This window comes from Vibrio sp. M60_M70, assembly GCF_037162085.1.
Lineage (GTDB): Bacteria > Pseudomonadota > Gammaproteobacteria > Enterobacterales > Vibrionaceae > Vibrio > Vibrio diabolicus.
This window is the reverse complement of sequence record NZ_JARLUL010000002.1, coordinates 1,771,369-1,794,713: the sequence shown is the minus strand read 5'-3', so window position 1 is coordinate 1,794,713 and position 23,345 is coordinate 1,771,369. Positions and strand designations below refer to the sequence as shown.

The 23,345-nt window shown below is 46.2% G+C and carries 21 protein-coding genes and 1 pseudogene; 18 read left to right on the top strand and 4 right to left on the bottom strand.

Annotated features, from left to right (window positions below; all coding sequences use genetic code 11):
* Positions 1 to 5 precede the first annotated feature (5 nt).
* The 4 genes from P4S59_RS23710 to P4S59_RS23695 are packed head-to-tail and all read left to right on the top strand — an operon-like array spanning position 6 to position 3,897.
* A complete protein-coding gene (locus P4S59_RS23710; RefSeq protein WP_337169174.1) occupies positions 6 to 554 on the top strand; it encodes a rod-binding protein in 549 nt (182 codons plus the stop codon).
* A complete protein-coding gene (gene flgK, locus P4S59_RS23705; RefSeq protein ID WP_337169173.1) occupies positions 555 to 1,928 on the top strand; it encodes a flagellar hook-associated protein FlgK in 1,374 nt (457 codons plus the stop codon).
* Between the two features lie 11 nt (positions 1,929 to 1,939).
* Entirely contained in the window at positions 1,940 to 2,839 is a 900-nt protein-coding gene (flgL, locus tag P4S59_RS23700) for a flagellar hook-associated protein FlgL (RefSeq protein WP_005395290.1), read from the top strand.
* A gap of 17 nt (positions 2,840 to 2,856) precedes the next feature.
* Positions 2,857 to 3,897, top strand: a complete 1,041-nt coding sequence (locus P4S59_RS23695) for a hypothetical protein (protein WP_012842382.1) — start codon at positions 2,857 to 2,859, stop codon at positions 3,895 to 3,897.
* Between the two features lie 88 nt (positions 3,898 to 3,985).
* Here the strand turns inward: P4S59_RS23695 and P4S59_RS23690 are convergent, their stop codons facing one another.
* Positions 3,986 to 6,616 (bottom strand): DUF2339 domain-containing protein, encoded by a 2,631-nt coding sequence (locus P4S59_RS23690; protein WP_443089056.1) that lies wholly within the window; start codon positions 6,614 to 6,616, stop codon positions 3,986 to 3,988.
* Positions 6,617 to 7,064: 448 nt separating this feature from the next.
* Here P4S59_RS23690 and P4S59_RS23685 point away from each other — a divergent pair, with 448 nt between their 5' ends.
* The 4 genes from P4S59_RS23685 to P4S59_RS23670 all read left to right on the top strand — a co-directional run bounded on the left by P4S59_RS23685 (position 7,065) and on the right by P4S59_RS23670 (position 11,258).
* Entirely contained in the window at positions 7,065 to 8,864 is a 1,800-nt protein-coding gene (locus P4S59_RS23685) for a cation:proton antiporter (protein WP_337169171.1), read from the top strand.
* A 239-nt stretch (positions 8,865 to 9,103) separates the two neighbouring features.
* Positions 9,104 to 10,123 (top strand): type 2 isopentenyl-diphosphate Delta-isomerase, encoded by a 1,020-nt coding sequence (fni, locus tag P4S59_RS23680; RefSeq protein WP_337169170.1) that lies wholly within the window; start codon positions 9,104 to 9,106, stop codon positions 10,121 to 10,123.
* Positions 10,124 to 10,315: 192 nt separating this feature from the next.
* On the top strand, positions 10,316 to 10,579 hold the full coding sequence (locus tag P4S59_RS23675; RefSeq protein ID WP_005395285.1) for a DUF3012 domain-containing protein: 264 nt from the start codon (positions 10,316 to 10,318) through the stop codon (positions 10,577 to 10,579).
* Positions 10,580 to 10,859: 280 nt separating this feature from the next.
* Complete coding sequence (locus P4S59_RS23670) at positions 10,860 to 11,258, top strand: GFA family protein (protein WP_337169169.1); 399 nt, start codon at positions 10,860 to 10,862, stop codon at positions 11,256 to 11,258.
* Positions 11,259 to 11,354: 96 nt separating this feature from the next.
* Here P4S59_RS23670 and P4S59_RS23665 read toward each other — a convergent pair whose 3' ends face one another.
* On the bottom strand, positions 11,355 to 11,705 hold the full coding sequence (locus P4S59_RS23665; protein WP_104970250.1) for a rhodanese-like domain-containing protein: 351 nt from the start codon (positions 11,703 to 11,705) through the stop codon (positions 11,355 to 11,357).
* 269 nt (positions 11,706 to 11,974) lie between these two features.
* On the opposite strand from P4S59_RS23665, the gene P4S59_RS23660 reads away from it, so the two are divergent.
* The 5 genes and pseudogenes from P4S59_RS23660 to P4S59_RS23640 all read left to right on the top strand — a co-directional run bounded on the left by P4S59_RS23660 (position 11,975) and on the right by P4S59_RS23640 (position 16,230).
* A complete protein-coding gene (locus tag P4S59_RS23660; protein WP_005373989.1) occupies positions 11,975 to 12,265 on the top strand; it encodes a co-chaperone GroES in 291 nt (96 codons plus the stop codon).
* Positions 12,266 to 12,298: 33 nt separating this feature from the next.
* Positions 12,299 to 13,897, top strand: a complete 1,599-nt coding sequence (gene groL / locus P4S59_RS23655; protein ID WP_337169168.1) for a chaperonin GroEL — start codon at positions 12,299 to 12,301, stop codon at positions 13,895 to 13,897.
* A 467-nt stretch (positions 13,898 to 14,364) separates the two neighbouring features.
* Positions 14,365 to 15,336 carry a leukocidin family pore-forming toxin gene (locus P4S59_RS23650; RefSeq protein WP_104970249.1) on the top strand — a complete coding sequence of 324 codons (972 nt, stop codon included), beginning with the start codon at positions 14,365 to 14,367 and terminating at the stop codon, positions 15,334 to 15,336.
* A gap of 135 nt (positions 15,337 to 15,471) precedes the next feature.
* Positions 15,472 to 15,799 (top strand): annotated as a pseudogene (locus tag P4S59_RS23645) (LysR family transcriptional regulator); the annotation flags it as partial.
* A gap of 59 nt (positions 15,800 to 15,858) precedes the next feature.
* Complete coding sequence (locus P4S59_RS23640; protein WP_005395273.1) at positions 15,859 to 16,230, top strand: VOC family protein; 372 nt, start codon at positions 15,859 to 15,861, stop codon at positions 16,228 to 16,230.
* Between the two features lie 101 nt (positions 16,231 to 16,331).
* On the opposite strand, the gene P4S59_RS23635 is transcribed toward P4S59_RS23640, so the two are convergent.
* Complete coding sequence (locus P4S59_RS23635) at positions 16,332 to 16,553, bottom strand: hypothetical protein (protein ID WP_258488419.1); 222 nt, start codon at positions 16,551 to 16,553, stop codon at positions 16,332 to 16,334.
* A gap of 123 nt (positions 16,554 to 16,676) precedes the next feature.
* On the opposite strand from P4S59_RS23635, the gene P4S59_RS23630 reads away from it, so the two are divergent.
* Positions 16,677 to 17,204, top strand: coding sequence for a TetR/AcrR family transcriptional regulator (locus tag P4S59_RS23630; protein WP_337169167.1), 528 nt, complete (start codon positions 16,677 to 16,679; stop codon positions 17,202 to 17,204).
* A 44-nt stretch (positions 17,205 to 17,248) separates the two neighbouring features.
* On the opposite strand, the gene P4S59_RS23625 is transcribed toward P4S59_RS23630, so the two are convergent.
* Complete coding sequence (locus P4S59_RS23625; RefSeq protein WP_337169166.1) at positions 17,249 to 18,199, bottom strand: helix-turn-helix domain-containing protein; 951 nt, start codon at positions 18,197 to 18,199, stop codon at positions 17,249 to 17,251.
* 184 nt (positions 18,200 to 18,383) lie between these two features.
* On the opposite strand from P4S59_RS23625, the gene P4S59_RS23620 reads away from it, so the two are divergent.
* The 4 genes from P4S59_RS23620 (at position 18,384) to P4S59_RS23605 (ending at position 23,331) form a co-directional block, all read left to right on the top strand.
* Positions 18,384 to 19,796, top strand: a complete 1,413-nt coding sequence (locus P4S59_RS23620) for an ethanolamine ammonia-lyase subunit EutB (RefSeq protein WP_005388715.1) — start codon at positions 18,384 to 18,386, stop codon at positions 19,794 to 19,796.
* Positions 19,789 to 20,673, top strand: coding sequence for an ethanolamine ammonia-lyase subunit EutC (eutC, locus tag P4S59_RS23615; RefSeq protein WP_337169165.1), 885 nt, complete (start codon positions 19,789 to 19,791; stop codon positions 20,671 to 20,673). Before P4S59_RS23620 ends, eutC begins: the two co-directional genes overlap by 8 nt.
* Before the next feature lie 11 nt (positions 20,674 to 20,684).
* Entirely contained in the window at positions 20,685 to 22,088 is a 1,404-nt protein-coding gene (eat, locus tag P4S59_RS23610; RefSeq protein ID WP_085343305.1) for an ethanolamine permease, read from the top strand.
* A 187-nt stretch (positions 22,089 to 22,275) separates the two neighbouring features.
* Positions 22,276 to 23,331 carry an NAD(P)H-dependent flavin oxidoreductase gene (locus tag P4S59_RS23605; protein WP_337169164.1) on the top strand — a complete coding sequence of 352 codons (1,056 nt, stop codon included), beginning with the start codon at positions 22,276 to 22,278 and terminating at the stop codon, positions 23,329 to 23,331.
* The last annotated feature ends 14 nt before the right edge of the window (positions 23,332 to 23,345 follow it).

The window sequence follows — 23,345 nt, the reverse complement described above, 5'->3', positions numbered from 1 at the left end:
TAAGGATGAAACTAGACAGTACCAATGAACAAACTCAACTGAATTCGATGCTGTATCACGACAACAGCGCACTTGCCAACATCAAGCAGAGTCGAGAGCAGGAAGGCGCGCTTGAAGTAGTAGCGGGTCAATTTGAGGCGATGTTTTTACAAATGGTGCTGCGTCAAATGCGCAGCAGCAGCGATGTTCTAGCGGATAAAGACAGCCCGTTTGCGAGCCAACAGCAAGGCGTTTTCCGCGATATGTACGATGGGCAACTGGCAATGGAACTGGCAAAAAAGCAGAGCTCCGGCATTGCCAATATGCTCATCCAGCAACTTAGCCCCTCTATGCGCGAAGTCGCCTTTGATGCTGCGCGTAACATCTCATCTGCAAATGATGGTAAAGGTGCGAATTCTGAATCTATCTCACAGCTTGATGCTAACGAGATTGAGGGGAACTCAAGCTTATTTAATACCGCCTCTCAAGCCGTCGCCTCTGTAAAACAGGTGCTCGGTGAGGCCGGTATGACTACCGCGTTTTCTCAGCCGTTGATCAGGAAAATGGAGCTGTAAATGAACCTAGTTAATATTGCCCTTTCAGGTTTAGGCGCGAACCGCGTGGCCTTAGACGTAACGGCACAAAACGTGGCGAACGTGAATACTGTGGGCTATAGCCGTCAACAAGCGTTGATGGCATCAGTTGATGACGGAAAAGCCAACCGCTTAAGCCCTGGTTTAGGGGTAGAGGTCACCAGCATTCGCCGCGTTACAGACCAATTTCTGATTAAGCAAACGTGGTCAACTAACAGTATGGCGGCGTACGCTTCTGGTTACACCAGCAACATGAGCCAATTGGAAAATACGCTAGGGGCCGATGGCTTCAGTATTTCTGCTGGTTTGGACTCTCTAAACGCTGCGCTTAACGATGCCACGGTTAAGCCTGAGTCGATCCCTTACCGTCAACAAATCATCAACGAATCTGAAGCGTTGGCACGCCGCTTTAATACGCTTACCGAGTCTTTGCACAACCAACATAAAGATATGAGCGACCAGCGTAATGCGGCACTCAACCACGCGAATAGCCTCATGGAAAACATCGCGAAGGTAAACAAGCAGCTGGTTGAAATGCAAGGAACAGGTGGCAACCCATCGCAACTTATGGATGAACGAGATAAATTGATCGGCGAGTTATCTCAAACCATCGAAATCAGAACAACAGAACAGCCTGACGGCAGTGTTCAGGTAACGTTGACCTCTGGTCAGCCACTTGTGATGGGCACGGACCATGGCAAACTCGCAGCCGTTCCAGACCCTAGTGACCCTTACGTAGCAGACTTACACGTAACATTCTCAAGCCAAAGTTTTGCGATTGGTGACTCTCTTGGTGGCAAATTAGGTGCGATTAACGATTATCAAACCGATGTATTAAAACCAAACCAATTGGCTTTGAATGACATGGCGAAAGCGTTAGCGGATGAATACAACGCTGTGCTCGCTACTGGACAAGATTTAAATGGTAACCCAGGTAAACCATTGTTCAGTTACGACCCTGCCAACCCAGCGGCAAGTTTGGATATCACTGAGTTACCTCCAGGTGAGCTTGCTTTTTCAAGTGATGGTACGCCAGGTAATGCGGATGTGTTGCAGTCGTTGATTAATTTAAGCAACAAGCCTGTTTCTGTGACTGGCTATGGCTCTGTGAGCTTGAATGACGCATTCAGTTCTATGGTGGGTCAAACCGCGATTAAAGCACGCCAAGCAGACGCTGATTACCAAGCTAAGTTAGCCATGAACAAGCAAGCACATGCGGCTCGTGACAATGTGAGTGCCGTTAACAGTGATGAAGAAGCGGCTAACTTAATGACGTTTGCTAATGCACACAATGCCAACATGAAAGTGATCAGCACAGCGAATCAGCTGTTCGATTCTGTATTGCAGTTATTCTAAAGGAAACCCAGATGCGAATCAGTGACAATCAATTTAGCCAAATGATGCTGCAAAGCCTGCAAGGTAACAATGCAGGTCTGGGGCACGTGCTACAACAAATGACGACAGGTGAGCGTCTAACTAAACTATCTGACGATCCAATGGCATCGATTAAGCTGCTTAATTTGGATCGTGAAAACAGCGCCATCGCCCAATATCAAAACAATATCGCAAACGTCAAAACCACGCTTTCGAGTCAAGAAACACATTTAGACTCAGTGAAAGAGAGCCTAATGAGCATGCGTGATATTGCATTATGGGGCGCGAATGGCTCACTGACTGATCAAGACCGTACCGGTATGATCACGGAGCTAAAGAGCTATCGTGATTCAATTGAATCGTCTTTCAATGCTCAGGATGAAGAAGGGCACTACCTATTTTCAGGCACCAAAACTGACACCCCTGCTATAAACAGTGCAAGCGGTAGTTATGTCATCGAGGGCAACAGCGATAAACGTGTCGTGACGATTGCGAAAGGCGTAACGATGGATTCCAACATGACGGCAAAGGACATTTTGGACCTTGGTGGCGGTAAAAACGTACTGGATCAAATTAATAATCTAATTACAGAATTTGAGAACCCGAGTCCGAATTTCCAAGCTGAAGTGGACGCAAGCCTGAGTGCCATTGATGATACGTTGGCAAGCGTACTTGGCACGATGACGGAGATTGGTGGTCGACACAATAACCTAGATTTGGTTGGCGGTGCTCATGGTGAGAATAAACTGTTCGTCGATAAAGTATCAGGTGACCTCTCAGCTCTGGATTACGGTGAAGCATCGGTACGCTTGAGCAATTACATGGCGGCTTTGCAAGCAACGCAAGCGAGCTATGTAAAGATCAATGATCTATCGTTGTTTGACCGTCTATAAGGTTAGGAAGTTCTTTTATGGTAATGAGTACAGTAGAGGTTAGACCCCATAGCATACGCTTGGGTGGGCAAGAACAAGCCTCTATCATGCCGACCCGTTCTGCAGACTCAAGTACTGCAATTAAACCGCGCCCGGCGCAAGTTCAGGCTGACACTGCGTCAGCCTACTCTGTCTCTGGGATTCAACTGACCCAGGGTCAGCAGCAAGCGACGGCAGTGCAGATCGCATCGAAATCGTTGCAGGTGATAGGCAAAGAGCTGACTCAAATTAAACGTGGTTTGACGCAAGCGGTGAATCAAGGCGTGCAAAATGTACCTGGCTTGCAGGATACATTGGTTCGTTCTAAAGCCACCATTCAGAACGTTGTGGAGCATGCTCGGTTCGACGGCCAGAAAGTGCTCAACAACGAACTGCATTTAAAGCTAGATAAAGCAGACATTCGTCGCTTTTCTATTCCTGGCTTGAATGTGCATCGCTTAAGTGACAAAGCTGAGCAAATTCGTTTGGATTTCCCTCAGGGTCAAGCGGTAATGATTCAGTTCGATGGACAAGCCGATGGTGCTCGAACTGTCAAAATGCTTGACCGAAGCTTGATTGCTTTAGGGATGCGTGCCTCATTAGCTGACGATGGCAGCATTTTATTTGAAGCCAGAGACAACGCTTATCAGCAAATGCAGCAGAAAGTGATGGTCACGGGCGAAGGACACCGTTTTCCTGCGGGCCAGCCGAACGTTCTGAATCTAAAGTCAGAGCCAGATGGTATTGCAGAACTTGGGTTTGATTTGGCGTCACGCGATGGTATGAAACAGACGATTGCCAAAGTGAACCAGCACCTAAGACAAGTGCAAACGAGCTTGCAGGAAGCGAAAGCATTTCATGGAGAGTTGAATACTCAAATGCGCTCAATTCAAAATAAAACCGCGCAGCTTTCTGTGGATGATGTGAATGCAAAACTGGATGGTTTTGTGCAGAAGTCTGGTGAGTTTACCTCGACTTTCCAAGCGTTGAATGCACAAGCAAACGTGCGTCGTCATACGGTTGTTGCGTTGCTAAAATAACGAACACTCCAATGATTCCCGGCTTTGCATCGCTATCGCCCCCCAATAACGATAACGGCGCATTGTCGGGAATCTCTCTTTAATTCGTTTATGGTTCGAGTGCTTTTGCCACCGAGCGATTCAATTTCTGGAATAACCACCCAAGCGCGATTAAAGATGCTCCTAAACCTAAGAAGCTGATTGCTCTCCAGAACCCATCCAGAGAACTAACATCCCATAAGAATACTTTTAGTGCGACAAAAGCTAAAACCACTAGACCCACGCGCTGCATCATCAACCCTCTGTGTGTCACACCGCGCCAAGTAAGCAATCCACCCACAAGCAAACCTGCTACTGAATAACTGAACAGTTCTGCCATGCTAGTCGGTTGGTACAGCATCATGGATGTGGTTTGCCAGAATTGACGGATAGACATACCTAACCAAATAGCAGCAAGTGCAAAGCCTAGGCTAGCAACCGCAAATCGATGAACCTGTAACGTATTCCAGCCTCTAAATGTTGCGATAAGTAGGATACAAGCTGGCAGCAACCAGCCGACGCTTAGCATATTAATAACGGGAAGAGCTTGGGCTGAGACGTTGTCAGTCACCAATGGCGACTCTGCCGTATTAAGCAAAATTATCAGCAATGCGAAGGCACACCAAAGCAGGTAGCTGTAGGCTTCATAGATGCGGCTTAAGCGTTGTGCAAATTGGCTACGGTAGCTGTACACCATACCCATAACCAACGCTTGGTTAGCAAAAACGATGGCGCTTGCGAAATCAATGTGTCCCAAATAGCCGTACTGCCCAGTTAACCAGTAGTTGGTTTGAGTGAATAGCGCCATTAAGAATACATGCAAAAATGCGCCTTCAAACCAGTTGGTCAGTTCGAGGTCCACTTGCTTTAGCGTTGATCGAGCATAGAGCAGGATGATGAGAGACGGTAGGTAACTCACAATAACCCAAGCCCAATGTCCTGCTTCTACGGGTTGCCATTCAGGGATGAAGGGTAAAAGTGTGAGGCGGATGACCAGTATCCCCATCGCCACTTTAATCGCCCAACTTGCGGGGCGAAATAACCCTGATTGCGTCTGCAACGCCATTACCGCAACTTGTATCGAGATTGCTGTCGTCAACCAGGTATCGCTTAACCAAACAAAGGCGATGCCTACGATTAAAGCGTGCATGACGGCAGAACATTCCAATGCTAGCGAATGTAAGCGCTGACCAAGTACAACGTAATAAACGGTCACCAATGCGCAGAATGCAGTCCAGTACCACAGGTAGCCTTGCATAAATTCGTCGACATAAAACAACGTAATCAAACTCATTGCTGGAGCCAGTACCAACAGAAGTACGCCGCTAAGTTGCGATCGGTCACTGAGTGACTGGCAATAAGTTCGACAGCAGATCAGTGCAATACTGGTGGCCAATGCGAGTAAGATACTGGCACCATGTTCTGGCATATACAAAGCGTCAAACGCGACAGTGAGGACAACAAGTGCGGTCGCAGAGACCAATATGGAAGGCAAAAATACGCGCAATGACCAACCTGTGCGAACCGCTGGGAGCCATACTGTCGCAACGAGCAGCGCATAACAGTACACCATTTGCAGTGTGTCCAATTCTGGCATTCTAGTGACAGCCGAAAAGGTCAATAACGCAATCGCGAGAGAGGTAGCGGTCGGCGGATTTGTCCACTTATTCTGGCAGTGATGAGAACGAGGATTGAGTGTCCAACCCAGTCTTGGAACGGCGAAAATAAGATAAAGCGTAATTGAGAGATAAATAGCCAGCCAAGAAAAAAGTGTCTCAAGCGGCATGCTTTCAATGAGCAACAGCATCCAAACCACATGTGGAAGCGCGATGCTTGGAGAAATCCATGCACTATGCACTTTTTGCATTAGCAATGTTGCCGCGACCGAGATCGCGCTGATATACCCAGCTAATAAGAAGTAATTAGGCTCGCTTCCACCAATCCATAACGGTGCGGTATATCCACCAATCAGACCAAGCACCGCCATCAACGGCCCTTGCTGTAAAGATAGAGCCAAGCTACAAAATGCAGCAGCGGCTAAGATGATAAGCGAGACACTAGGCGTCAGCATTTGATAAACAACAAACGCAAAGATAACCGTGCAGTAAATGCCAGTTAGCCCGGTTCCGGTAACGGCGGCAGGCACATAAGTAAAGCCTTGGGCTCGTGTTGCTCGTTGAGGATTTTGTTGTTCTTTGCGGTGGAACCATTCGCCAACAAGCACCATAAGTAACGAGAGTACAAACGCAAAGGACACACGCATAAGTGGCGAAAACTCAATGTGACTACCAATAACCTGTACGAGATACCCCCCACCAATTAGCATTGCCAGCGCGCCCACCCAAACCAACCAGTTTTCTTGAATGTTGCTAAACAGACTCTGCACTCTACTTGGCAATATAGACTCTTGTTCTTGACTAAAAACGTCCAGTTGAACTTCGCTTGTCTGGTATTGAGCTTGATGTGTTGCGTTTGGATAAGATGCTCGGTCGGTAATCGGGTCATGCTCCTTAGAGGATGAGGAGTTTGCCTCTTTTGTTACCTCTTCAACACTGGATTGTTGGCGCGTTGGTTGGTTCGAGTCCTTATTTAGACTGACTCGCAGTGATGTTACCTCTTCACGAAGTTTGGTTAGCTCTTTTTCTAAAAGTGCTGCTCGGTTGGCGGCTTTCACTCCGATGAGGATGGCGAGCAATGCCATGAATAGTGCTAGTATTACGTACAATCCATTTCTCCTTGCGTACGTCGCGTGACACACGATTCTTAACTTTGAGCACGTACGCTAAAGCTTAGTCCAAGCGCTTTGCCTTAGCTTCATATAGTGCTAGGTTCCGCGCTTTCTTTAAGAATCATTCTACATAATGAAACTCAATGCGTAATGATGAATTCGACGAAGCTACATACTTGTATGTCACTTTAAGACCTGATGAACAGAAATGAGTCGTTAAGTCATTGGGGTTCAACTATATTCATAATTCTGATGCGATACCCAAGTGACCTCAAAAATGTGTATTTCAGAGGCATGCTGTCGAAGAGTCGAAGGTAAGCCGTTTAGTCTGCATGCTAAGTCATGCTTATTGAACCGCACGCCCGAGGTTATTTGGGTATAGCGCATTCACGCGAAAAAAGACAAAACAGGTAAATTATTAATGCAAGTGGGTAATGAAGCGCTGGTTCTATCAGCGGTTGGGGTCATTGGTTTAGGTTGTCAGTGGTTGGCATGGCGATTGCGCTTACCAGCGATTTTATTTTTGCTGCTAGCTGGGTTGATTGTCGGGCCATTTATGCAGTGGTTAAATCCAGATGAGATTTTAGGGAATTTGCTCTTTCCGTTGGTTTCATTGGCGGTTGCGGTGATTCTTTTCGAAGGCAGCTTGACCCTAAACTTTAAAGAAATTCGCGGTGTGAGTGGCTCAGTCTGGAGTATCGTTTCCATCGGGGCCATCATTTCGTGGGCAGTAACCAGTATTGCGACGCACTATTTCCTCGGTTTTACTTGGGAGCTCGCCATGTTGTTCGGCAGTTTAACCGTGGTAACAGGTCCGACGGTGATCGTGCCACTTCTTCGGACGGTAAGGCCTAACAGTACGCTTGCTAATATTTTGCGTTGGGAGGGGATCTTGATTGATCCACTCGGTGCGCTTTTTGTTGTGATGGTTTATGAGTTCATCGTATCGCACAGCGCGATAAATAGCGTCGAAGTGTTCGGGACGCTCATTGCCGTGGGCGTCATTCTTGGTGCGGCCTCCGGCGCAGCAGTCGCAACGATTATGCGCCGTGCGTGGCTACCGGAATACTTGCAGCCATTTGCGGTTTTGATGATCGTGCTCGGCGTATTTTCCGTCTCCAACCATATTGAGTCTGAAGCCGGATTACTCACGGTTACTGTAATGGGTATGTGGCTTGCCAACGCAAAGGGCATCAATATTCAACAAATTCTGCACTTTAAAGAGCACTTGACCATATTGCTGATCACCGGCCTATTTATTTTCCTTGCTGCACGCATTAGCTTGGATGATTTTGCTGCGCTGGGTAATGGCGCGTTATTGCTGTTTGTATTTATGCAGTTGGTGTCGCGCCCGTTGTCGATTTTCCTCTCAACCATCCGCAGTAACTTGAGACTTAAAGATAAACTGTTTCTGTCTTGGGTTGCACCGCGCGGTATTGTCGCTGCCTCTATTTCGTCTCTTTTCGCGATCAAATTGACCGAATACGGTATTGATGAAGCGATTTTACTGGTTCCTATGACCTTCATGGTGATCATCGGAACGGTTGTTTTACAAAGTGCAACGGCACGTCCTGTCGCATTGATGTTGGGCGTCGCGGAGCCAGCGCCACGTGGCTTCTTGTTGATTGGTGCTAACCGAGTAGCCAGAGAAATTGGTCAAGCGTTGGCACGTTATGACCGCCGCATATTGATGACCGATTCTAACTGGGAGTACATCAGTCAAGTTCGTATGTTGGGGCTGGATTACTACTACGGAAATCCGATTTCTAGTCACGCAGATGACAATTTGAACCTGATAGGGGTGGGACAAGTCGTTGCATTAACGCCTGACCAGCATTTCAACATTATGGCTTGCATGCAATTTGTCGACGAGTTTGGTGAAGATAAAGTTCACTGCTTGCAAAAAGTGAAAACCAACGGCAATGGTAGCGAGAAGCACTCCGTGGCTCAGGAGTACCACGGTAAATTGCTGATGGGCGGTAACGTAAGCTATACCCAGCTGGCCAGTTTGTTGAGCCGCGGTGCAGAGATAAAACACACGAAGTTGAGCGACAACTTTACGTATCAAGACTATTTAGCGCATCACAAAGGGAACTCGGTAGTGCCGTTGTTCCACGTTGAAGAAAAAGGAAAAATTCAATTCTGTGATGACCCTGAGCAGTTTGCTCCAACCACCACAAGTACCGTTGTGTCTCTGATTCTGTCAGAAAGCGCAAAGTAAATTAGAGAAGTATGCGGCTCATTTTTATCGTGGTGTCTCGCACGCTGATTACTTCAACTTGGAGAAACACTCGCCTGCTTATTTAAAACAGAAGGCGAGTTTCTCTTTCTATAATGTCAGAGTAAGTCGTGATTCATTACTGGTTTCGGAAAAGTAATCTCGTGAATTCAGAAAATTCGCATTGACGTTACTGATAAGGATCGCAATACTGCGCGACTGTTTTACTTTAGGGTGACATTATGGCTCCGCAAACTAACCGAAAAGATTTACATCTAGACGCTGTTTTACATCATGACATGAGCATGAAGCATAAAACGGCGGGCTTTGAGTCTGTCGAGTTTGAACACTGCGCGCTGCCAGAATGTGACTTTCAGGCGATCGACCTGTCGACAGAGTTTCTTGGCCACCGATTGGCGCTGCCGTTTTTGATTAGCTCAATGACAGGTGGAGCAAAAGACGCAGAAGTGATCAATTGTCGTTTGGCTGAAGCTGCCAGTGAATTAGGCATTGCGATGGGCGTGGGTTCGCAGCGTATTAGCTTAGAAGAGCGCCAACACGCAGGTCTAGGCAAAACCATTCGTGATTTAGCCAAAGATGTGCCGCTTTATTCCAACCTTGGAGCCGCTCAATTGCGCGACAAAGGTAAACTTGATAATGCGCAGCGTGCGGTTGAATCCATTCAAGCGGATGCGTTGTTTGTACACGTAAACCCAATGCAGGAAGCGTTTCAGAAAAATGGCGACCATAATTGGATTGGGGTCTTACACGCTATCGAGCAGCTTAAATCTCGCGTGAATGTTCCGATCATTATTAAAGAAGTCGGTTTTGGTATAAGTAGTCACGTTGCGCAGCGATTGGTTGACGCCGGTGTGGATGCTATTGACGTAGCGGGCGCGGGTGGCACAAGTTGGAGCGCGGTTGAAGGCTATTGCCAAGATAACCCGAAAATGCAGCGTGCAGCCGAGCTTTTTCGCGATTGGGGTATCCCGACGGCAAAATGTTTGACTCAAATAAGAGCACAGCATCCTACATTACCTTTGATCGCCTCAGGTGGTGTGCATAACGGACTTGAAGCGGCGAAAGCCATACATTTGGGCGCCAATCTCGTTGGGCAAGCGGGCGCAGTCTTGAAAGCGGCTACCATAAGCACTCAAGCGGTGGTCGAGCACTTTGAGCAAATGGCGTTAGAGTTACGTTTAGCATGTTTTGGCACGGGGTCTTCTAAGATCAGCGCATTAACGCAAGCGCGCTGCCTATAGGTGTTTATGGTGTCATTTACGCAGCTTGGCTCAATAATTTTTCGGTGTCTTAACACGTAGACTGATAATATCGTTATAGTTGATACAAAAGTCACTTCAACAAGTGACTGCTTAGTTCAGACCGTTGAATGGGCATTTGTTGAAGCGATTGAGTTTTATTTTAATATTGTTTGCAACTGGAACCTTAAATTTATGAAAAAACTAGTCATGCTGATGTTGGCGGCTTCTGCTTTAACCGCTTGTAGTGATGAAGTGGGCACTGAAGGCTGGTGTAACGACATGCGCGATAAGCCAAAAACAGAATGGACAGCAGACAATGCAGTAGACTTTGCGAAGCACTGTGTTCTTCAAGATGGTGTGGGCAGCGAGCAATGGTGTGAGAACTTGAAAGATAAGCCAAAAGGTGACTGGAGTGCAAACGAAGCCACCAGCTTTACTAAGCACTGCATTTTCTAAGCACTACACTTTCTCAACACGGCGTCTCTTATTAAGAGCGATGACTGTGTTAGACAAAATATTAAGAAAACACCAAGCGTCTTGCTTGGTGTTTTTGTATCGACAATAGCTTGGGCTTTCACGTGCTGAGCACACCTATCTTTCCTCTGAGTAGAGTGTTTTACATTTTCGTTTCATTTTTGAAAACCTGTATTACCTGCCTTTAATTTTTCGCATTGCAGTGGCATGGTGTCGGTGTATTCGTCTAATTCAATTAGATTCATAACAAAAAGGGACTCAAATGGAAGTACTCAAAGGCTCATGTCTGTGTGGTAAGGTGAAATTGGAAGTGGCAGATGAATTCAAGTACATGGGAAATTGCCATTGCTCGGAATGTCGAAAATTTACTGGCTCTGACTATTCATCGGCGGGCGGTATTGCTCTAGATAAGTTGCTCATTATCCAAGGAAAAGAGGATGTTCAAACTTATCAGAAAAGCGAAAATACCATGTTATGTTTTTGTCGCCATTGCGGGTCGAGCCTGTATTCGAAAAAGAACAATGGGATTGTCAATATTCGCCTAGGTGTCTTGGATGATGCTCCATCCCACAAGCCAAATTTCCATATTTTTGTCGCGTCCAAAGCGCCGTGGCTTGAGATATCGGATAACCTGATTCAGTTTGAGGCCGGGCCCAAATAGAGTAGTAGCGGAAGAGAATTATTTAGTAACAGAGGGCGTTGCAATAAGTCTGCAACGCCCTCTGCGCTTTTATTTTTGAAATTAGAACAGAGATGATTATTTTGCGTCTTGCAGTTCTTCTAAGCCACCTGCATTGTGCAGATTCGTGAACCCTTGCGATTGCAAATATTGATACGCTTTACCAGAGCGGTTACCACTGCGGCAGTACAACACGATCGCTTGATCTTTATCGACGTCTTGGAAATGTTTATCAAGATCAGATAAAGGGAAATTGACCGCATTGTCTAAATGCCCCTCAGAGAATTCTTGCGGCGTGCGTACATCGACAATCATTGCGCCTTTCTCAATCAGTTGCCACCCTTGCTCAGCACGCTCAGAAGCCGCCACGTTGGGAGAAAGCAAGCCAACGCACAATGTTGCAAGAAACAGAGATACGACCTTTTTCATGGTTTGATTATCCTTTTTAAGAGTATGTAACCACTCTAGATTTGATTGAACACATTTTCCATCATAAAGAGGTTTTAAGTGGTCGTGAATGTCAAAAATTTCGATAGAAGATTTTATTCAATTCAATAAAAAATTTTTATGAAATCCACCTCTTGAACTCCAATTTTTCGACCTTATTATTCTCATCGAAAGCGAGCGGTCGACTCGCAAATCCATCTTGATGTTTATTCTGTCTTTTATTTTTGGTTCCAAGTAGGAGGCACTTAAAAATGAAAATTCGTCCTTTAAATGACAAGCTAATTGTTGAAAGACAAGAGGTGGAAAATAAATCTGAAGGGGGAATCGTTTTAACTTCTCAGTCGGTGAAAAAATCAAACCGCGGGAAAGTCATTGCTGTTGGTTTAGGTAAACGCCTTGAAAATGGCGAACGCGCTGCGATGGAAGTCAAAGTGGGCGACCAAATCATTTTCAATGACGGTTACGGCGTGAAAACCGAGAAAATTGACGGCGCAGAATACTTGATTCTGTCCGAATCTGATGTGTTAGCAATCGTTGAGTAATTATTTTTGTAGTAGTTTTTTGAGGAGATAATTATGGCTGCAAAAGACGTATTATTTGCTAATGACGCACGTCAAAAAATGCTGAAAGGTGTGAACTTACTGGCGGACGCAGTAAAAGTGACACTAGGCCCTAAAGGCCGCAACGTTGTGCTTGATAAATCTTACGGCGCGCCAACGATCACTAAAGATGGCGTGTCTGTAGCGAAAGAAATCGAACTGAAAGACAAGTTCGAAAACATGGGCGCACAAATGGTGAAACAAGTGGCGTCCAAAGCGAATGATGAAGCGGGTGACGGTACAACGACGGCTACTGTACTGGCGCAATCTTTCATCAATGAAGGTCTTAAAGCGGTAGCTTCTGGCATGAACCCAATGGACCTAAAACGTGGTATCGACAAAGCCACTGAAGCGGCGGTTGAGAAACTACGTGAAATGTCTAAGCCATGCAGCGACAAAGAATCCATCACCCAAGTGGGTAGCATTTCTGCAAATAGCGATCGCGCTATCGGTGAAATCATTGCAGAAGCGATGGAAAAAGTGGGTCGCAATGGCGTGATTACGGTAGAGGAAGGCCAAGGTCTAGACAACGAATTGTCTGTGGTTGAAGGTATGCAATTCGACCGCGGTTACTTGTCGCCATACTTCATCACTAACCAAGAAAATGGCAGCGTAGAGCTAGACAACCCTTACATCCTATTGGTGGACAAAAAAGTCAGCAGCATCCGCGAGCTATTGCCAGTGCTAGAAGAAGTGGCGAAATCTTCTCGCTCGCTATTGATCATTGCTGAAGACATCGAAGGTGAAGCGCTAGCGACATTGGTTGTGAACAACATGCGCGGCATCGTGCGTGCGACGGCGGTGAAAGCACCTGGTTTTGGTGACAACCGTAAAGCGATGATGGAAGACATTGCGGTACTAACCGCAGGTACGATCATCTCTGAAGAAATCGGCCTAGAGCTTGAAAAAGCAACGCTAGAGCAACTAGGTAGTGCGAAGAAAGTGACCATCACCAAAGACACAACAACCATCGTGGGTGGCGCAGCAGAAGCAAGCGCGATTGCTGATCGTGTGGCTTCGATTGAAAAACAAATCGAAACAACCACCTCTCAATACGATAAAGACAAGCTTCAACAACGTGTTGCGAAGCTTTCTGGCGGCGTAGCGGTGATCAAGATCGGCGCTGCAACCGAAGTTGAGATGAAAGAGAAGAAAGACCGCGTGGACGATGCGCTACACGCTACTCGCGCAGCGGTTGAAGAAGGTATTGTTGCTGGTGGTGGTGTTGCCCTAACTAAGATCGCGAAAGAACTGGCGGATCTAAAAGGCGACAATGATGACCAAAACGTGGGTATCCGAGTTGCGCTACGTGCAATGGAAGAGCCTCTTCGTCAAATCGCAACTAACGCAGGTGACGAAGCTTCAGTCGTAGCGAATGCTGTCAAAGCGGGTGATGCCGATTACGGTTACAACGCTGCGACAGGTGAATACGGCAACATGATCGAAATGGGTATCTTGGACCCTGCGAAAGTAACACGCTCAGCGCTTCAATTCGCGGCGTCTGTTGCTGGCTTGATGATCACGACTGAAGCGATGATCACCAACCACGTTGAAGACAAAGAACTTGATATCTAACGTTATCAATCGTTAGTGATTAAGTAAGCGTTAAAACAACAATAACATTGCAAAATCTAAGCGGGCTCGCTTGAGCCCGCGAATCAGTCATTTGAGGTAAGTGTTATGACCCGTTTACCTGCGTTTTCTTTCTCAATATCTGAGCCGAGCGGTAATGAAGCTTCGTCAACGTGGCCGACGGCTATTCACTTCCCCTAGTTCCAGCTGGGCCAGAGTTTTCGATCGAAAATGCTCTGCCTAAACGTCCGACAGTGACGATATTCACTATCGATTTGTCTCAGTTATTTAAAGGGGACGCACGGGTCATTCATTAACTGCATCGAAACAGCCAGCGTAAGTTGGCTGTTTTTTTCATTTCTGGGTGTAGGTCAAATTATTGATAATGTGAATCGTTTTCGTTTGATTGTCGCTACTTGTTCAATGTGTTAGCTTAAATTGGGACTGTTCCCAAGTAAGGTAATAAAATAATGAATAAGAAAATACTGCTTCCCTTAATGTTAGGGATTTCCGCTACTGCCGCTGCTTCTGATAACAAGGTTGTAGAAAGTGTCTTGATTGATGACATCGCGCTAGAAGGTTACGTGAAGAAAAGCTATGAGGTCGTGATGCAAAGCGAGCCTGAGCTTTTCCCGTACGCGTTTCGTGGTAGCCGTGTGCAAATGAAGTTACTGGTTGAGTTATTCCATAATTCAAAGAACGACAAAAAAGCGGCTCGCGTGATCACTCTAGGGAATGGTTATGTACCAGGTAATCCGGGTGTAAAACACACTTACGATGCTGCGATTGTGGACCGTTTTACTCAAAACTACCCAGTCGCGTTCGACTACAGTATCTATCAAGCTGGTGGCACGCCGGTATTTAGTGAGGATTACTCACCGCAAAACGAAGCCAATGATGTTTCCGTATCGACAACCACGGTTGCTCCGTCTATCGGCTTAACCGCGACTGCAACACCGGGCTCGGCACCAAGTTTTTCTGGCTCGTTGACGACCGACCTGGGTGTGGCTTATACGTCTCGCTACTCAAGTAAGGATTACGTCACCGCAGCCAAGCCAAAAGCTTCCATGGAACGCGGTATGGGCGTTAAGTGGACCACCTCTCTTAGCCAGATTTACACCAACGACTACCAGTACTACGGTAAATGGGCGGGTGTTTACCACTACACAGGTTGTTCAAACGAGAACCTATTACCAGAAGAGAACTTGCCGCGTTTGATCTACGGTTTCAAACCGAAATTCCAGTACGTGTTCACACCAGAATTTGAGCGCGGAGAAGAGCCAAAAACGGAGATGATCGCACGAGCGGGCATGAAAGAAGTTGAAGAAGGTTTCTCTCGCAATGCGTGTAACTGGTACGATCAAGGCACAACGAGCCATTACACTGAGGCGCAAATTCGCTTCACGATTGATTGGGATAAGCTCACCGTTATCACTCAATAAACGTTTCACTTATCAGACGGAAGGTTTGTGGATTGTAATGCGGCTCTAGTAGCCGCATTTTTTATGGTCGAAATCTGATCGCAAGCGCATTAAGTCTTTAAGCCTAGCATCGCGCCGAAAATGACCAATCCCGCCCCACATGCTTGGGCGGATTGGCAGCAATCAACACGTTGTAAAACCTTCAACGGCAACACTCAGCAATCATTTGCGCATTTTTATTTTTACATACAAGCCGTGGTGGATGGCTTAGGCTCGGCGATGGGATCGTATCCTTTTGTTATAGACGATATTAAGCGCGATAATTTGGTCGCGCCATTTGGTTTTGTGCTATCAGGTTGCAATTATGTTTTATTGAGCCAAGATAAAGCGTACAGAACTCGAACATAAATTCATCACGTGGTTACAAACGCAAAAGGTAGAGTGTGTACCACTACCATCGCAGCAAAATACGCAAGGCGAATAGAAGGCGCAGAGCGTGATTACGTCAGTCAGTTTGATGGAAAAGGGCTTAGGAAATTGGAAATGGAAAACCTCAATATTGTTGAAATCAAATCATTTGTTCCAGCGAAAGATTATGCGCTCTCAAAACGTTTTTATGAGGCGATAGGCTTTGATATGGCGTCAGACTTCGGTGATGTGGCGTACTTCTCTCAAGGCAGCTGCGCGTTTCTTTTACAGAATTTTTATGAGCCAGAACACGGCAACAACTTCATGATGCACTTGCTCGTAGAAGACGCAGAAAGCTGGCATCAGCACTTATCTAAAGTGGGCCATGAGGAATTTGGTTCGCGTTTAACTGAGCTGGTCGAGCAACCTTGGGGTATGCGCGAATGTTGTTTGTTTGACCCTAGTGGCGTTTTATGGCGAATCGGTCAGAACATGAATACTGACTAACGCCAGTCCTCTTTTCAGAACATCTATATCGCGCAGGTATTGATATCTCGATACCTGCGCGTTTTGTTTTTTGCTTAACCTTGCCAACGTTTCTCGCGCACTCACGCCTTTTTCGAGGTGGTGTGCGATGGACTGACCCCAAAAAGCTCCTCAAGCAGCATGTCTTTGAGTTCTGCTCTGACTTCTGCCCCACCGATTAACGCCAAAAGTGCGAGTCCACCTGGTATGAGAATCACCATCAATATTGGTCTTAAAATATAAGAAAAGCAGAATATGGTCGGCAAGAAAATCAATCCTTGACCTAGTTTGTTTAATACGTACATGAGCGATTCCTTTTGTTTTTATATAAAATTGAGCTCGCTCATTCTTATAATTGAGCGCGCTCAATTTGTCAATGTCAGCCGCTCAAGGTATGATCCTTTCAGGCTCATTAAGCAGACACATCAATGACGAAGCGACAACAAACCAGAGATAAAATCCTAAAAGCCGCGTGGGCATCTTTTGCTCAGAATGGCTATGACATGACGACCACAAGGCAGATTGCGAGAGAAGCAGGAGTCGCCGATGGTACGGTGTTCAGCCACTTCCCGACTAAACTGTCGATTTTGCGCGAAGGGATGCTGACACAACTGCAACAGATCAGCCAAGAAACGCTAGTCAGTGTGGAAGGTAAGACAGATATCGACATTGGTTTGGCGCTGACGGAGAAATACTATCGCTACTATTTTGCGAACGTCGAGCTGAGCCGAGCCTTGTTGAAAGAGGTGATTTGGGATTTGGATTATTACCAGTCGTTTAACCAAGCTTTGTTTCAATCTGCGAGCGTAAGTTCTGTTCTTGAAGACAAAATACCGTTGATTTTTGACTGCTACTTCATGACGCTAATCGCACATTTAAGCCGAGCAGAACCAGATGTTGAAGCCGCGCTTACAGATCTTCATGCTAAGTTTCAGCAAATCATTGCGACTACATAAAATGGCCCCAACGCAGAATTTGAAAGAATATACTGCCTGTCATTTTATTTGCTGGACTCCCATTTTCTCGTTTCAGTTGGCGTCTCACCAAATAGCCGCTTGTAGCTTTGACTGAACTGCCCGAGATGAAAAAAACCAAAGTCAAAAGCGATTTCTGCAATTGTTCGATTATCTTCAGGGCTTTGTAGCACTCTACGTAATTGATTCAGCCGCATTCGGTGTATGAATTGCTTTGGGGAAGTATTACAGCAATGTTCAAAGGTGTACTGTAGTGTGCGACGACTGACGTGTACTGCGTCACACAGTTCACTGACGGTTATCGGTGTACGGTAGTCTAGATCCTGTAGCTGTTGTTTTATACGGCGCATCACATGCTGACGATGAGAGATTGATATCGGGTGGCTTGCGCTTGGTGAACTGATTGAGAACAGTTCGAGTACGATGTCTTTTAAAACCACCTGATGTGTGCTGTCAGACCATCGCGATTCAGTGGGACCGAGTAAAGTACCCAAGTAGAATTTAAGTTGTTGAATGTGCTTTTCTGTTAGTCCCGCTAAGTGCGGTGTGTTGCAGCCGATACCGTCTAACTCGAGCTGTTTTTCTATGATTTGAACCAGTTTTCTGTCGAGTACTATCCCATAGATAGAAAACTGTTCAGGTGTCATTAACTCAAAATCTGCACCACCTTGTCTAAGCAAAAGCTGGCTTGCATTAAACTGGCTGTGATTTAGGTGTAGCGGTTTATTTTCCGCACTCAAACCCAACCAAATACCTCCCTGTTCAACCCTGCATTGCTGTCTTAGTGAGCGGTTACTGTCTTCACGAAATACATGGAAATTGGGAAATCGTCGTTCTCGAATTTGACCTAAAAATCGACCATCGCTGAGTTGATCGTATTCCTGTTGCCAGTTTATTAGGCTTGCAGCTTGTTGGTTTGCATCCTTTGTGTGATTGATGCACAGCATTGGTGCGGTTTGGGGTGTTTGGTCACTCATCCTTGTGATGCTCATTCCTTTTTTGTGAGTCATGTTGGAGCAGTTTTTATGTAACTCATTGTTTATTAGTGTTTTATAAATGTTGCCAGTTTTTGATAACGCTACGGAACACATTTGGCAATACTTTCTTAAAGCTTATTGATAGTTCAGCAAAAAGCGAACCAAATAGTGAAGAGGAAGAGCAATGACGGCAACTTATCGTCGGCAACAAGGCAGTAAAGTCTATACCTTTAAGTCATTAGCTGACTTGATGGCGAAAGCGACACCGGAGCGATCAGGCGATGCGTTAGCTGGGGTTTGTGCTCAGTCAGCGGCAGAACGTGTAGTCGCACAAATGGCGCTGTCTGAGTTACCACTTAAAACGTTTCTTAACGAGGCGGTTATTCCATACGAAAGCGACGATATCACTCGCCTAATTATCGATACGCATGACCTTGAAGCCTTTAAGCCGATTGAGCACTTGACGGTCGGAGATTTTCGAAATTGGCTGCTGAGTGAAGAAGCCGATGGTGAAACGTTGGCTAAAATTCGTCAAGGTTTAACACCAGAAATGGTGGCCGCAGTCAGTAAGATTATGCGCAACCAGGATTTGATTCTCGTTGCTAAAAAATGCCAAGTTGTCACGGCTTTTCGGAATACGATTGGTTTGCCGAGTCGCCTGTCTACTCGCTTACAGCCGAATCACCCCACTGATTCTCTCAACGGTATCGCAGCGACCATTTTTGATGGTCTGATGTACGGAAATGGCGATGCGGTTATCGGTATCAATCCGGCAACAGATAATGTGCCTCAAGCTATTAAGTTAATGAACTTAATGGATGAGGTGATTCAACACTATCAAATACCGACTCAGTCTTGTGTGTTAACTCATGTAACGAACACGATCGAAGCCATTGAAATGGGTGCACCAGTCGATCTCGTTTTTCAGTCGATAGGCGGCACGCAAGGAACGAACGATACCTTCGGAATCGACTTATCAATTTTGAAAGAGGCCCATGAAGCGGCATTGTCTTTGAATCGAGGTAGCGTAGGAAACAATGTGATGTATTTTGAAACCGGACAAGGTACAGCGTTGTCTGCGAATGCATTTCATGGGGTCGATCAACAGACTTGCGAAGCTCGTGCTTATGCTGTCGCGAAACAGTTCGATCCTTTGTTGGTTAATACAGTTGTTGGGTTTATTGGCCCAGAGTACCTGTTTGATGGCAAACAGATCATTCGTGCTGGGCTTGAAGATCATTTTTGTGGGAAGCTACTTGGTTTACCCATGGGTTGCGACATCTGTTACACCAATCATGCCTATGCCGATCAGAATGACATGGATAATTTGCTGACACTGTTAGGCGTGGCCGAGTGCTCTTTCATCATGGGTATTCCAGGGTCTGATGACATCATGCTCAACTATCAAACTACCTCATTTCACGATGCCCTTTACGCAAGAAAAGTACTCGGTCTGAAGCCAGCTCCAGAGTTTGAACAATGGTTAATGGAGATGCAGATTTTCGAGAGCGTGCAAGACGTTCGGTTAAGTGAGCAAATCTCTCGCTCGTTTTCGGGAGCAATTAATCAACTGAATAAGGGGTATTCTCATGGGTAAAGTGATCACCATTGCTCAGTCCACACAAGACGAGTCTGAAGTTGTCACACACAACCCTTGGGGCAAGTTACGCGACTTCACCTCTGCTCGGATCGCTCTGGGTCGCAGCGGGAACAGTGTACCAACCAACGAGTTACTCTCATTTCAGCTGGATCACGCCCAAGCTATGGATGCAGTGCATTGCAGTTTGAATATTGAGTCTCTCGTTGCTGGTTTATCTGACTCTTACTCGATTCTTGAAAATACCTTAGAGCCTCCAGTGGTAGTGAGCAGTCAAGTGAGTGATCGGCTTATGTACCTGCAAAGGCCCGACTTAGGAAGGCAGCTCGATGAATCTTCTTGGCAAACGCTCAACTCGATAGCAAATGAGCATAACACTGACATTGATCTTGCGATGGTTATTGCTGATGGACTTTCTTCCGTCGCAATTCAAAACCATGCCGTGCCTGTTGTTACACGATTGATTTCTCTTTTAAGCGCTGATGATGAACATCAATGGAAATTCGCGCCTATCACAATCGTAAAGCAAGGAAGAGTGGCGGTAGGGGATGATGTTGGTGAATGTTTTAACGCTAAGGCCGTGCTGGTTTTAATTGGAGAGAGGCCAGGTTTAACTTCTCCGGATAGCATGGGTATGTATCTCACTTGGGGGGCTAAACGAGGCTCTAAAGATTCCCAAAGAAACTGCATTTCCAATGTGCGCCCTCAGGGGCTCAATTATGACGATGCCTGTGAACGCGCATTTTACTTGCTTAAGGAGGCTCGAAAATTACAACTGTCAGGAGTGAACCTGAAAGATCGCTCAGATATCAATGAGCCAGGTGGCGCAAGCGTTGAAGATAAACACAGCGACAACTTTTTAATTTCATCAAAGTAGAAGGATTTACTATGTCTAAACATCAGGAGTACTTGGCCAAAAGGCAGCTAAAAAGAGGCACCGCAGGTTGGATTTTACTTGCTGGCTTAGGTGTCTCGTATGTTATATCAGGTGACTTCGCCGGTTGGAACTTTGGCATCGCTCAAGCAGGATGGGGAGGCTTTCTTATTGCTGCTATCGCGATGGCAGTAATGTATTTCACGCTAGTATTGTCTTTAGCTGAAATGTCTGCGGCGATTCCTGCTGCGGGTGGTGGTTACAGCTTCGCAAGACAGGCGATGGGGCCGACAGGCGGCTTTTTCACTGGCTTATCAGTTTTGATTGAATATGCGCTCGCGCCTGCTGCGATAGTGATTTTTATTGGCTCTGCAGTAAATGAATTGGTTGGTATTGATGGCCCTGTTGTTTACGCACTTTTCTACGCCGTCTTTATCGCTATTCATATGGCAGGGGTTGGCGAAGCTCTCAAAGTAATGATGGTCATCAGCGGTTTGGCTGTGTTAGCTATTCTCATTACTGCAGGTGTGCTTATTGGTCACTTTGATGTGAACAACTTATTCGATATTGCTCCGGCGACGGCTCAAGCAACAGAAATCTTGCCGTTTGGGTGGTATGGCGTATGGGCGGCGTTGCCATTTGCAATGTGGTTGTTTCTTGCGGTTGAAGGTGTGCCTTTAGCGGCAGAGGAGGCAAAAAATCCGGCGAAAGATGTTCCAAAAGGCATCATTGGTGCGATGTTGTTTTTATTACTAACCGCAACTCTGGTGGTCGTTCTTTTGGCTGGTGCGGTTGGTTCAAAGGTCATAGGCGATAGCGCTGTGCCATTAGTTGACGCGCTGAAGCTTACAGGCAACTCAACGATAGCAATGGCCGTGAACTTACTCGGGTTAGCTGGTCTTATCGCTTCTTTCTTCTCTATCATTTATGGTTACAGTCGCTTGGTGTTTGCGCTTTCCCGCGCAGGTTATTTGCCGCAAACTTTGTCATTAACCAGTGACAAAAAAGTGCCTTCTCGTGCGCTTTTGGTTCCGGGCGTTTTTGGGTTCTTGGTTTCTCTTACGGGGGAGGGGGACTTAATCTTGGCGATGGCTGTTGTCGGTGCGACTGTATCGTACGCATTAATGTCCTTGAGCCATATTTTATTGCGAATTAAACAGCCGGAGTTAGCTCGCCCATATAAAACGCCTGGCGGGATAATTACTTCGAGTATTTCTCTGGTGCTTTCTTTGATCGCAATGACAGGTGTTTATGCTTTTGATCCCTCAGCCTTTTTCATGACAATGGGATTGTTTCTTATCGGTGGTGTTTATTATGGGTTGTACAGCCGCAACAAATTGGTTGCAGCAACCGCCGAGGAAGAGTTTGCCATGCTGTCGGTTGCAGAATTAGAGCTTGAATCAGATGTAGCACGATAGCCATTTCAATTATTGTTCGCCACTACATCAAGGGAGCCATGTGCTCCCTTTGTCATTTCTATCAAAAGTGCATAGCGCACAAATGCATCACTTTAACTTTATAAGTGGTTAATCATGTGAAAGTCTAGTCTGGATAACTATGGCGCAGAGCCATCACAGGTAAAGGTTAAGTTTTCAAGGAAAGATCATGATAAACAAGGTATTTAATACACTTTTGGGAACAGAGTTACCGATTATTCAAGCGCCAATGGCCGGCGTGCAAGACAGCCAAATGACCATAGCTGTCAGTAATGTTGGCGGGCTTGGCTCGTTACCTTGTGGAATGCTGAATAAAGACGCCATCGTTAAAGAACTTCAACTTATTCAACAGGCGACCAATCGACCGTTCAACCTCAACTTCTTTTGCCATGAAATGCCGGAATACGACGCCAACAAGCACGAAGAGTGGCAAAAAACGCTGCAACCGTATTTTGCTGAAGTTGGTGCAACCGTACAGGAGCAGCCAAACGCTCCGACAAGAATGCCTTTCAATCATGATATTGCTGACGCGATTGAACCATTTGCACCGCCAGTGATCAGTTTCCACTTTGGTTTGCCAACCGATGACTTATTAGCGCGAATTCGAGGCTGGGGAGGGAAGATCCTTTCGACAGCAACCACGGTGGATGAAGCACTTTGGCTGGAAGCAAAAGGCGTTGACGGTATTATCGCCCAAGGCTTGGAGGCTGGTGGACACCGAGGCATGTTTTTATCGGATGATTTAACTACTCAATTAAGTCTGATGGCGTTATTACCACAAATCTCCAAACGGGTGAATTTGCCTGTTATTGCTGCAGGCGGAATCGCTGATAGAAGCGGTGTGGAAGCCGCGTTGAGATTAGGAGCGAGTGCCGTTCAAGTTGGCAGCACCTATTTGTTGTGTGATGAGGCGAAAACATCGTCTTTACATCGATATGCCATTGCTAGTGAACGCGCGCAACATACCGCTGTGACCAATGTTTTCTCGGGCCGACCAGCGAGAGGTATTGTGAATCGCGCGATGTCGGAGCTAGGTTACATCTGTGAGTCTGCGCCGAAATTCCCATATGCTTCCATTGAAATGACTCAGTTAAGAGCGCTTATGGAGAAGCAAAACCGAGATGAATTTACGCCGTTGTGGTGCGGACAAAATTCGTCGGGTTGCAAAGAAATTTCGGCGGCAGAAATGACACTGTCATTAGTGGAAGGGATTGATTTGAATTGACTTATTCGATAATA

Coding starts and splice junctions, on each gene's coding strand:
- P4S59_RS23710 (WP_337169174.1), top strand. CDS start 6: ATGAAACTAGACAGTACCAATGAACAAACTCAACTGAATTCGATGCTG.
- flgK (WP_337169173.1), top strand. CDS start 555: ATGAACCTAGTTAATATTGCCCTTTCAGGTTTAGGCGCGAACCGCGTG.
- flgL (WP_005395290.1), top strand. CDS start 1,940: ATGCGAATCAGTGACAATCAATTTAGCCAAATGATGCTGCAAAGCCTG.
- P4S59_RS23695 (WP_012842382.1), top strand. CDS start 2,857: ATGGTAATGAGTACAGTAGAGGTTAGACCCCATAGCATACGCTTGGGT.
- P4S59_RS23690 (WP_443089056.1), bottom strand. CDS start 6,616: ATGGCATTGCTCGCCATCCTCATCGGAGTGAAAGCCGCCAACCGAGCA.
- P4S59_RS23685 (WP_337169171.1), top strand. CDS start 7,065: ATGCAAGTGGGTAATGAAGCGCTGGTTCTATCAGCGGTTGGGGTCATT.
- fni (WP_337169170.1), top strand. CDS start 9,104: ATGGCTCCGCAAACTAACCGAAAAGATTTACATCTAGACGCTGTTTTA.
- P4S59_RS23675 (WP_005395285.1), top strand. CDS start 10,316: ATGAAAAAACTAGTCATGCTGATGTTGGCGGCTTCTGCTTTAACCGCT.
- P4S59_RS23670 (WP_337169169.1), top strand. CDS start 10,860: ATGGAAGTACTCAAAGGCTCATGTCTGTGTGGTAAGGTGAAATTGGAA.
- P4S59_RS23665 (WP_104970250.1), bottom strand. CDS start 11,705: ATGAAAAAGGTCGTATCTCTGTTTCTTGCAACATTGTGCGTTGGCTTG.
- P4S59_RS23660 (WP_005373989.1), top strand. CDS start 11,975: ATGAAAATTCGTCCTTTAAATGACAAGCTAATTGTTGAAAGACAAGAG.
- groL (WP_337169168.1), top strand. CDS start 12,299: ATGGCTGCAAAAGACGTATTATTTGCTAATGACGCACGTCAAAAAATG.
- P4S59_RS23650 (WP_104970249.1), top strand. CDS start 14,365: ATGAATAAGAAAATACTGCTTCCCTTAATGTTAGGGATTTCCGCTACT.
- P4S59_RS23640 (WP_005395273.1), top strand. CDS start 15,859: ATGGAAAACCTCAATATTGTTGAAATCAAATCATTTGTTCCAGCGAAA.
- P4S59_RS23635 (WP_258488419.1), bottom strand. CDS start 16,553: ATGTACGTATTAAACAAACTAGGTCAAGGATTGATTTTCTTGCCGACC.
- P4S59_RS23630 (WP_337169167.1), top strand. CDS start 16,677: ATGACGAAGCGACAACAAACCAGAGATAAAATCCTAAAAGCCGCGTGG.
- P4S59_RS23625 (WP_337169166.1), bottom strand. CDS start 18,199: ATGAGTGACCAAACACCCCAAACCGCACCAATGCTGTGCATCAATCAC.
- P4S59_RS23620 (WP_005388715.1), top strand. CDS start 18,384: ATGACGGCAACTTATCGTCGGCAACAAGGCAGTAAAGTCTATACCTTT.
- eutC (WP_337169165.1), top strand. CDS start 19,789: ATGGGTAAAGTGATCACCATTGCTCAGTCCACACAAGACGAGTCTGAA.
- eat (WP_085343305.1), top strand. CDS start 20,685: ATGTCTAAACATCAGGAGTACTTGGCCAAAAGGCAGCTAAAAAGAGGC.
- P4S59_RS23605 (WP_337169164.1), top strand. CDS start 22,276: ATGATAAACAAGGTATTTAATACACTTTTGGGAACAGAGTTACCGATT.